9 protein-coding genes and 1 tRNA gene are annotated in these 9,394 nt (G+C 44.4%); 5 read left to right on the top strand and 5 right to left on the bottom strand.

All coding sequences use genetic code 11. From position 1 onward, the window contains the following. From AC5JL8_RS38770 to mutS, 5 genes are all read left to right on the top strand, one after another. The coding region (locus AC5JL8_RS38770) for a CHAT domain-containing protein (RefSeq protein ID WP_495884987.1) at nucleotides 1–1,800 on the top strand (1,800 nt) is incomplete at its 5' end. Between the two features lie 274 nt (nucleotides 1,801–2,074). Next, on the top strand, nucleotides 2,075–2,320 hold the full coding sequence (locus AC5JL8_RS38765) for a type II toxin-antitoxin system HicB family antitoxin (RefSeq protein WP_495884986.1): 246 nt from the start codon (nucleotides 2,075–2,077) through the stop codon (nucleotides 2,318–2,320). Between the two features lie 2 nt (nucleotides 2,321–2,322). Beyond that, nucleotides 2,323–2,541, top strand: coding sequence for a type II toxin-antitoxin system HicA family toxin (locus tag AC5JL8_RS38760; protein ID WP_495884985.1), 219 nt, complete (start codon nucleotides 2,323–2,325; stop codon nucleotides 2,539–2,541). Continuing rightward, nucleotides 2,534–2,692: a hypothetical protein gene (locus tag AC5JL8_RS38755; protein WP_495884984.1), complete on the top strand. Its 159-nt coding sequence runs from the start codon at nucleotides 2,534–2,536 to the stop codon at nucleotides 2,690–2,692. The genes AC5JL8_RS38760 and AC5JL8_RS38755 overlap by 8 nt, the downstream gene beginning before the upstream one ends. Before the next feature lie 12 nt (nucleotides 2,693–2,704). After that, the gene (mutS, locus tag AC5JL8_RS38750; RefSeq protein ID WP_495884983.1) at nucleotides 2,705–5,305 is read left to right on the top strand and encodes a DNA mismatch repair protein MutS; all 2,601 of its coding nucleotides are present in this window, start codon (nucleotides 2,705–2,707) and stop codon (nucleotides 5,303–5,305) included. Between the two features lie 23 nt (nucleotides 5,306–5,328). On the opposite strand, the gene AC5JL8_RS38745 is transcribed toward mutS, so the two are convergent. The 5 genes from AC5JL8_RS38745 to AC5JL8_RS38725 form a co-directional block, all read right to left on the bottom strand. Then, nucleotides 5,329–6,531, bottom strand: coding sequence for an aminotransferase class V-fold PLP-dependent enzyme (locus AC5JL8_RS38745; RefSeq protein WP_495884982.1), 1,203 nt, complete (start codon nucleotides 6,529–6,531; stop codon nucleotides 5,329–5,331). Nucleotides 6,532–6,555: 24 nt separating this feature from the next. Beyond that, nucleotides 6,556–6,627: transfer RNA gene (locus AC5JL8_RS38740), tRNA-Asn, on the bottom strand. A 154-nt stretch (nucleotides 6,628–6,781) separates the two neighbouring features. Next, a complete protein-coding gene (locus AC5JL8_RS38735; protein WP_495884981.1) occupies nucleotides 6,782–7,333 on the bottom strand; it encodes an NYN domain-containing protein in 552 nt (183 codons plus the stop codon). Between the two features lie 486 nt (nucleotides 7,334–7,819). Beyond that, nucleotides 7,820–8,488: an ABC transporter ATP-binding protein gene (locus AC5JL8_RS38730; RefSeq protein ID WP_495884980.1), complete on the bottom strand. Its 669-nt coding sequence runs from the start codon at nucleotides 8,486–8,488 to the stop codon at nucleotides 7,820–7,822. Between the two features lie 13 nt (nucleotides 8,489–8,501). Continuing rightward, a complete protein-coding gene (locus AC5JL8_RS38725; RefSeq protein WP_495884979.1) occupies nucleotides 8,502–8,774 on the bottom strand; it encodes a UPF0367 protein family in 273 nt (90 codons plus the stop codon). Nucleotides 8,775–9,394: the final 620 nt, after the last annotated feature.

Raw genomic sequence — 9,394 nt, 5'->3', positions numbered from 1 at the left:
GGCGATCGCTCTGGTGAAGCCACTACACTCAATAATATCGGTCGAGTCTACGACGATTTAGGACAAAAGCAAAAAGCACTCGATTTTTACAACCAAGCTCTTCCCCTATGGCGTGCTGTGGGCGATCGCACTGGTGAAGCCACTACACTCAATAATATCGGTCTAGTGTACGACGCTTTAGGACAAAAGCAAAAAGCACTCGACTTTTACAACCAAGCTCTTCCCCTATGGCGTGCTGTGGGCGATCGCTCTGGTGAAGCTGCCACCTTGGGTAATATTGGTGTACTCTTCCAAAGTACAAATCGACCAACCCAAGCCATTACTAATTTAGAGCAATCTCTCAAAATCAGCTTAGAAATACGCCGAGGTTTGCAACGGGATAATCGCCAAAAGTTTTTACAGGAAAACGGTGGAAGTGCAATTGCTAATGCTTTAGTCGATGTTCTCATTAATCAAAATAAATACGCTCAAGCCTTTGAATGGGTTAACCTATTCACCACAGCCGACCTTGCTGATTATACTCGCCTGATTAATGCTAAAGTTGCCAACCCAGAAGCACAGCAAGCTCTTGACGACTGGAGTAAAAAAAATCAACAATTGGAAGCACTGCGACAACAACTGCAAAGCGATCGCTCCGAAAGCCTATCCCAACAGATTCGGCAATTAGAAGCACAAGTTTATTCAGAAGCCGAAAATATATCCCGCCGCTTTCCTGAAGTGGCAGAACTATTTGAAACTACACCCGTAGATATTAAAAATCTTACATCCTCTATACCCGCAGGAACAGTTGTAGTTCAACCTGTCTTGCTGACTAATGTGAGAAATATGCCTAACAATATTGCCTTTTTTATCTTCACGAAAGGCGAGTCGAGCGTTATTAAAAAATCTATTGACCCTACTAAGTTTAATAAACTTCTCACTCAATATCTAAAACAGGTACAAGACGATAGTGATTCTGATTACTTTGAAATCGGCGGCGAACTTTATGATATTCTCATTCGTCCTATAGAAGACAAAGTTAAGGCTTTATCACCTAAACAACTGAGTATTATTGCTACTGGTAAACTGCGTGATTTACCTTTTGAGACTCTTTACGACAATAAAACTAATCAGTTTTTGCTCCAGAAATATCCTGTTAGCTATCTCACTCGCATTTCCAATAATGCCCTAAAATCTCCAGGTGTGCAAAATGTCGTAACTCCCAAACCACAAGCTGTTTTAGCATTTGGTAATCCTATACCCCGTGACCCGCAAAATCTCCCAGGTGCAGAGGCAGAAGTCAGAAAGATTAAGGAAATACTACCAGACAGTGAAGTTTATATCCATAATGAAGCCACCTTAGAAAAGTTTAGATCCCAAGCATTACGCTTTTCATTTTTACATTTAGCAACTCACGGCTGTTTTCAAACTGAAGATTGTAAAAAAGTCAATTTATTAAATAATAGGTTACTATTTGCTGACAAACCTTTAGACATTGCTAATGCTGCTCTTTTAGGTTTACAAGGCACACAACTAATTACTCTTAGTGCCTGTCAAACTGCTGTAGACACTAATTTTAACGGCGAGGGAATTACAGGTGTTGCTTATATATTTGAGCGTGCTGGTGCTAAAGCTGTGATGGCAAGTTTGTGGGCGGTTGAGGATGAAGCAACTCAGCTATTGATGGTTAATTTTTATCAAAATCTCAAGCAAGGTATGACCAAAGGGGAAGCTTTGCGACAAGCTAAGTTAAAACTAATTGCAGACCATCGCCATCCTTTTTATTGGTCGCCATTTGTCTTGATTGGTGATGCGCGTTAAAGTAATTCGTAATTCGTAATGGGTGCATCTCAGAGGATGTCTGAGAAGTATTAAATATTTCGCTTGATCCCCCCTAGCCCCCCTTTTTAAGGGGGGGAAACTTCTTAAAGTCCCCCTTGGAAAGGGGGATTTAGGGGGATCTAAATGATGACAAGCTAAAATTCCAGCAACTACCCACACGCCGCAGCAGTTGCACAAAAGGGTAAAAAAACCTTGAGCGATCGCCACTTGCAAGAGCTAAATTTAGATAGAGTACTGGATTGTTTTATTAGTTATGCTGGCAAGCTACATTGACCAAGCGATGGAACTAGCAGTTTATGAAATCATTGAAGACGATCAAACTTATTGGGGTGAAATTCCAGGCATACAAGGAGTTTGGGCGTGTCATAAGATGTTAGAAGGATGTCGGCGTGAATTAAGAGAAGCTTTGAGTGACTGGCTGGCGCTGCGGTTACATTTAGGGTTAACAATTCCGGTAATAGCTGGTATCAACCTCAATGAACTGACCAAACCTGTATAAAAATGTCTAGATTAACCCCAGTTTCTTGGCGTGATTTAGTAAAACGTCTGCAAGAGTTGGGCTTTGAAGGGCCATACGCAGGAGGAAAGCACCCACAAATGCGACGAGGTGATGTGACTGTGATTATTCCCAACCCTCATGAGGGTGATATTAGTGTGGGTCTATTATCACGGCTATTGCGACAAGCTGGGGTTTCTCGTGAAGAATGGTTGAGTGAGTGAAATCTCGTGTGTTAGAGGCTATTTATCAAGTAAATTTAATGTGGTTGATAGCGGCGAAGCAGTTGCACAAAAGGGTAAAAAAACCTTGAGCGATCGCCTTTGGACTTTCACATCACGTTATCATCGGATATTGTGGCATTTCCGTGCGTAACTCCTAGCATCTATGACCGCTTCTCACTCTGAAACTCCATCTAGCAAGCCCGACCCCAGTACTTTTATTTCTGACCATCGACAGGTAGACCGCAGCAAGCTAAGTCAAATGTACCTGCACTATGTCGAAACTAAGGATAAATATCCTCACGCGATGTTGCTGTATCGGGTAGGAGATTTCTTTGAATGCTATTTCCAAGATGCTGTTACACTAGCGCAAGAATTGGAATTAGTCTTGACTAGCAAACAAGCTGGGGAACAGGGAAGGGTGGCGATGTCCGGTGTTCCGCACCACTCCTGGGAACGCTACACGACGCTGCTAGTAGAAAAAGGCTATGCAGTGGTAATTTGCGATCAAGTGGAAGATGCAGCAGAAGCGGCTGGGAGATTAGTACGGCGGGAGATAACGCGCATTATTACCCCTGGTACTTTGCTGGAAGAGGGAATGCTCAAGGCAAGTCGCAATAACTACTTAGCTGGCGTGGTAATTGCGGCTAATCATTGGGGTTTAGCTTATGCAGATATCTCGACTGGTGAATTTCTCACGACTCAGGGTAGTGATTTAGAACACTTGACCCAGGAATTAATGCGCTTACAGCCTTCGGAGGTGTTGTTTCCGACTAATGCTCCTGATTTGGGTAGTTTGCTGCGTCCGGGAGAAACTTCTCCTCATCTACCCCAATGTTTACCGCCAGCATTTTGTTATTGTCTGCGATCGCAAGTTCCGTTTTCTCAAGGCGAAGCTAGAAGTAGATTATTGCAGAAATTCAAGGTGCGATCGCTTGAAGGTCTGGGATGTGAACACCTCCCCCTCGCTGTCCGTGCTGCTGGTGGTCTTTTAGAATACCTGGAAGATACTCAAAAAGAAAACTCTGTCCCCCTCCAACTGTTACGCACCTATACCGTCACCGACTACCTAATTGTTGATCATCAAACCCGCCGTAACTTAGAAATTACCCAAACAGTCCGTGATGGCACTTTTCACGGTTCCCTGCTTTGGGCATTAGATAGAACTAGCACAGCGATGGGTGGGCGGGCTTTGCGGCGGTGGTTGTTGCAGCCACTACTTGATATTAAAGGCATTCGCTCCCGACAAGATACTATTCAAGAATTGGTAGAAAATACTGGCTTACGTCAAGACTTGCGCCAATTACTGCGTCAAATTTATGACCTGGAACGGCTAACAGGTAGGGCTGGTTCTGGTACTGCTAATGCTAAAGATTTAGTAGCTTTAGCTGATTCTCTCTCACGCTTACCAGAATTATCTCAGCTAGTGGCTGAGGCGCGTTCTCCTTTCTTGAAAGCTTTGCAGAATGTGCCACCTGTATTGGAAGATTTGGCACAAAAATTACACACCCATATTGTGGAGTCGCCACCCATACATATTAAAGAAGGCGGCTTGATTCGCCCTGGTGTGAATCCTTTATTAGATGAGAGTAAAGCCACTGTAGAAGCAGACCAACAATGGATTGCGAATTTAGAAATTGATGAGAGAGCAAGGACGGGAATTCCTACACTGAAGGTAGGATTTAATAAAACTTTTGGTTACTACATCAGTATTTCCCGTGCTAAAGCTGACCAAGTACCATCTAACTACATCCGTAAGCAAACGCTGACCAATGAGGAACGTTATATTACACCAGAGTTGAAAGAACGAGAAGCCAGAATTCTCTCAGCACGCGATGATTTAAATCAGTTGGAATATGAGATTTTTGTCACCTTGCGGGATGAGGTAGGGACTCAAGCGGAGGTAATTCGCAATCTTTCCCGTGCAGTAGCGGCGGCGGATGTATTGTGTGGTTTGGCGGAGTTGGCGGTACATCAAGGTTATTGCCGTCCAGAAATGTTACCAGGACGCAAGATAGAAGTTGTTGATGGTCGTCATCCGGTGGTGGAACAGTCTTTACCTGCGGGGTTCTTTGTGCCGAATTCCACGCAGTTGGGAAGCGAGGAAACTAACCGCAAAGACGCAAAGGAAGAGGAGAAGAATTCTTCCACACCCGACTTAATTATTCTCACCGGGCCGAATGCGAGTGGTAAGAGTTGTTATTTGCGTCAGGTAGGATTGATTCAGTTAATGGCGCAGACGGGGAGTTTTGTGCCAGCAAGGTTTGCAAAGTTAGGAATCTGCGATCGCATTTTCACTCGTGTAGGTGCAGTGGACGATCTGGCAACAGGTCAATCTACCTTTATGGTGGAGATGAATGAAACGGCGAATATTCTCAACCATGCAACTTCCAGATCCTTAGTATTGTTAGATGAAATTGGCCGAGGAACGGCAACTTTTGATGGACTTTCCATTGCTTGGGCGGTAGCAGAGTATCTAGCATCAGACATTGGGGCGCGGACAATTTTTGCGACTCATTACCATGAGTTGAATGAACTGGCTGGGATGTTGCCGAATGTCGCTAATTATCAGGTAACGGTGAAGGAGTTACCCGACCAAATTATCTTTTTGCACCAAGTCCAACCAGGAGGCGCTGATAAATCTTATGGTATTGAAGCGGGACGGTTGGCGGGTTTACCAGCAGTAGTAATTCAACGAGCAAAACAAGTGATGGGACAGATTGAAAAGCACAGTAAGATTGCGATCGGTTTACGTGAGGGTCTTTAAGAGAGTCGCAAAAAGTCATTAACTCAAGTATTCTGCAACTGAATCAGCGCTTTTGCCAAATATTTATACTGTGCCAGCGTATTGTAAATTTGCGCCGATACCCTTACTAGCAACCGAGGTTTTTCTGGCCACGGCATAACCTGCACTTGAATACCAAACTGATCAAACAACTCATCGTGCACAGACATAAAATTACGGTTTTCCCAAGCAGCAGGCATTGGGAGAACTGCCATTGAACCAATCATCTCCTCTGGACAAGGCGGTTGCACTTCCAAGACTTCACAAAGTATCTGTCTTGCTTCCAATACCAGTTGATGATTACGCTGCATTAACTCGCTCCATCCGCCAGGTAGTAATGAACCCATAAAGGCGATCGCTTCTGGAACGCACATATAAGGAGTGGGATCGTCTGTACCAGTCCAATCGAATTCTAGCTGAAAGCGTGTTTTATCAGTTCTTGGCGAGTTTGCACCGTGGCTAATTGTTAGGGGACGAATATCTGATTGCTTATCTCTTTGCACGTACAAAAACGCTGCTCCCTTCGGCGCACATAGCCATTTATGACAATTGCCAGTGTAATAAGTTGCACCAATCTCTCGCAAATTTAGAGGTATCATTCCTGGAGCATGGGCACCATCTACTAGTGTATCTACGCCCCGTTGTTGCAATTCCTTGACCAACTGTTGGATGGGGAAGATTAACCCTGTTTGACTAGTAATATGATCTAAAAGCGCTAAACGTGTATTTGCTGTTACTCGCTCAATGACTGCTGCCAAAACCTGCTGTGGCGAGTCTAAGGGGAAAGGAATGTGTACTACTACTATCCGCGCACCAGTGCGACTAGCAATAAAATCTAGGGCATTTCGGCAAGCGTTATACTCGTGGTTGGTTGTGAGTATTTCATCGCCAGGTGAAAACCAAAGCGAGCGCAGCACAGAATTTACGCCAGTCGTCGCATTTGGTATAAATACTAAATCTTGGGAATCAGCACCCACAAACTCTGCGAGTTTACTTCTGGCATTATCTAGTAGCGGTTCCCACTCTCTACCAAAAAAGCGTAGGGGTTCCAATTCTAGGCGCGATCGCAAGCTTTGTTGAGCCGCTAGAACTGCTTTGGGACAAGCACCAAAAGAGCCGTGATTCAGAAATATTACCGATGCATCTAGCGTCCATAATTCCTGAAACTCTGAAGAATGAAGTTTGAAATCTCCTTTTTCATCCTTCATGCTTCACCTTTTATCCTTTTTTAACTCCCCAGGCTGGATTCGAACCAGCGACCAATCGATTAACAGTCGATCGCTCTACCACTGAGCTACTGAGGATCACCCACAATTTATAATGATAAGCTAACAGAAAGGATTTGGCAAGTACTTCCGCCAGATTTTTTGTAAATGTTGAAGTCTATGATTTTTGCAGTCAAAATAGACTCCAAAGCTAAAGCAGAGAGTTTTGGAAATAAGTATCTATTTATAATATCTATTTGAATCCCATTCGCAGTTCAGCCAGACGCTGCCTAGCCTTAGCATCGATGGAATTAGCTAAAAATCTACTTTGGGATTGTTTACGTGATTGATACTTGTGTCGCATCCGACAAACTGTAGTTTCCACTTCGCCACACAGTTGTTGTGCCGATAACCATTCAGCACCATACCCCTGTACCATCAACTGCTGTGCCCGATCCGATGTGGCAACAATCACGCGAGCAATTCGAGCTTGCGCTATTTGGTAACGTAGAGTCGCGCAGGCTTTTTCAATGTATGTATCTGCCGTTTGCCCAAAATCGGTGTAATGAACTGATAACAGTTCTGTAATAATTTCTTTATTGCTAGAGGCATTATGATACTGGGCATCGAAAACTATTTCCGTGTCATAACCTTGAAACGCACTGTAATTAGTCATCGCTTCAACCAGTTCTACGCGTGCTGCCTCTAATCCTGCATTATCACGGGTTTTTTTGAGGCAAGGCCAAGCACCAATTATATTGTAGCCGTCTACTAGCAAAACGGCCTTGGGTAAGGGACGGGGCATGGTTTTTAATCACAATTTTCTAGAGTTGGCAAGATTCGTTCATAACTTTATATAGTAATTGAAGCACCCCTTGTAACACTATGTTACAGTTAGCAAAAACTGCATGAAGATGACAAAAGCAGCATTGGCAAACGCATACTAACTAAAAACGCACCTTTTAAAGGCGCGTTGCAGTTTTTTAGTTATTAACGATGAATTTCCCGAAGATTGGGGGCTGGAAGGAGTTAAGAACGGGGATTGTAGCTCACTTTATTCCTGAGACTTGGTTGATTTCCCAGGAATAAAGCGGCTATTTTTCCTTAGTTGTGAAACTCATTTGGGTGTTTGACGCTCGCGGATTCGCTATCGTCATGACCAGATGAGCTGAAAACAGAAGACTAGTACAGCACAGCGAAAATAAACCACCCATATGTCTAAAACCCTTGGTAAAACGTAATTACGAATTACGCGCAGCGGTACTAGCAAAAAAATGGGTATTTAAGAAACTTATTTGTTTACTGCCATCAGGCGCTGTTTGAGGCGCAGGGCTTCGCCTTGATCAACAAGAGAGCCGCTTTCTAGTAAAAAAGCGCCGTCACAGTAATTCAACTCATCTAGGCGATGTGTCACCCACAAGGCTGTAATACCACGACTTTTGACAAGGCGGCGGACACCAGCAACCAAGTCCAGTTGGCTATCTGGATCTAATAAAGCAGTAGGCTCATCTAATAGTAGGACTTCACAGCGACGGGCGATCGCACCAGCAATTGCGACTCGCTGTTTTTGCCCCCCACTCAGAGCATAAATAGGACGTCGTTGCAGCGCGTCTAAATTCACTGCTCCTAGAGCCTCCTCTACCCTCGCTCTCACTACAGCAGGCGGCAATTTTTCTTCTACTAGTCCAAAAGCCACGTCTGCACCAACTGTTGGCATAACCAGTTGATGATCGGGATTTTGGAAGACAAAGCCAACGGGATGCAAAACCCGAATTTCACCAGAATCAGGAGCTAATAGCCCCGCCAGCAGCCTGAGTAATGTTGATTTACCACTGCCATTTGTACCCAAGAGCATCCAAAATTCACCCTTGGGTACTTGTAGCGAGCAAGATTTGATTGCTTTGTCTCCACTAGGCCAACTGAAGTGTAAATCCTTAACTTCGATGCCCACTTCCGCCATGGATACACCTTGCTTACTCAGCGGATAGGGCGACAAAGCCAGGTGGTCTACCACTACTAGTGGTTACACCATCTTTCTGAAGAATCTGTACCCCAGAAATTTCGCTGGCACGAATAGCAATTTTTTTGTCTGTCTTGCCTTCGCATTTTAATTCCACAATGTCAGGGTTGCCAGAGCGCATTGCTGCCAAAATTAGCTGGTAAACAGCCTCAGCATCCTCTGCTGTTTTACGTTGTACTGATATAGGAAAAGCAGTGTTTCTGACGGTTAAGTCGATGGTAAACATTTAGCATTAATGAAATTTAACTGTAGGACTCATTCTAGCGCTAGCTGCCTGATCACTGGTGTAGGGAGATGAGGGACAAGGGGGACAAGGTGAGACAGCGCTCTTGGTAGGGTTTCCAACGCCAGTCGCTCATGGGGGAGACCCCAAGACCGCGCTGGCTCCTCCGCAGGCGACTGCGTACACGCGTAGACGCGGAGCGGCTTCTCGTTCGCGTAGCGTCTCCGATAGGAGAAGAGTAGCGGGTTCTCGAAGAGTACCCGAAGGGGGACAAGGGGAAAGAACTATGATTAAATCTTGCTCCTTGTCCCCCCATCCCCCATGCTCCTTGTCCTCTTCATCCAATGCCCAATACCCCATCCCCTTCAACCTGTATAAATATTAAATTAAATTAAAAATTACCTGGAAAAGTTAGCGATTTGCACTTAATATGATTAGAGACAGTAAAAAATTGTAAACTGGATTGACAACCCAGTTAAGTTTCTGTTTATGGAGAGCGAAAGAATAATAGCGATCTATAATACAGAAGTAAAAACCTGCACTTATAAACATTTGGAGATTTGATCTCATGACCATCGCAGTTGGACGCGCCCCCAGTAGAGGGTGGTTTGACGTTCTAGACG

Source organism: Mojavia sp. (assembly GCF_059505145.1).
This window is presented reverse-complemented; position numbering and strand designations above follow the sequence as displayed.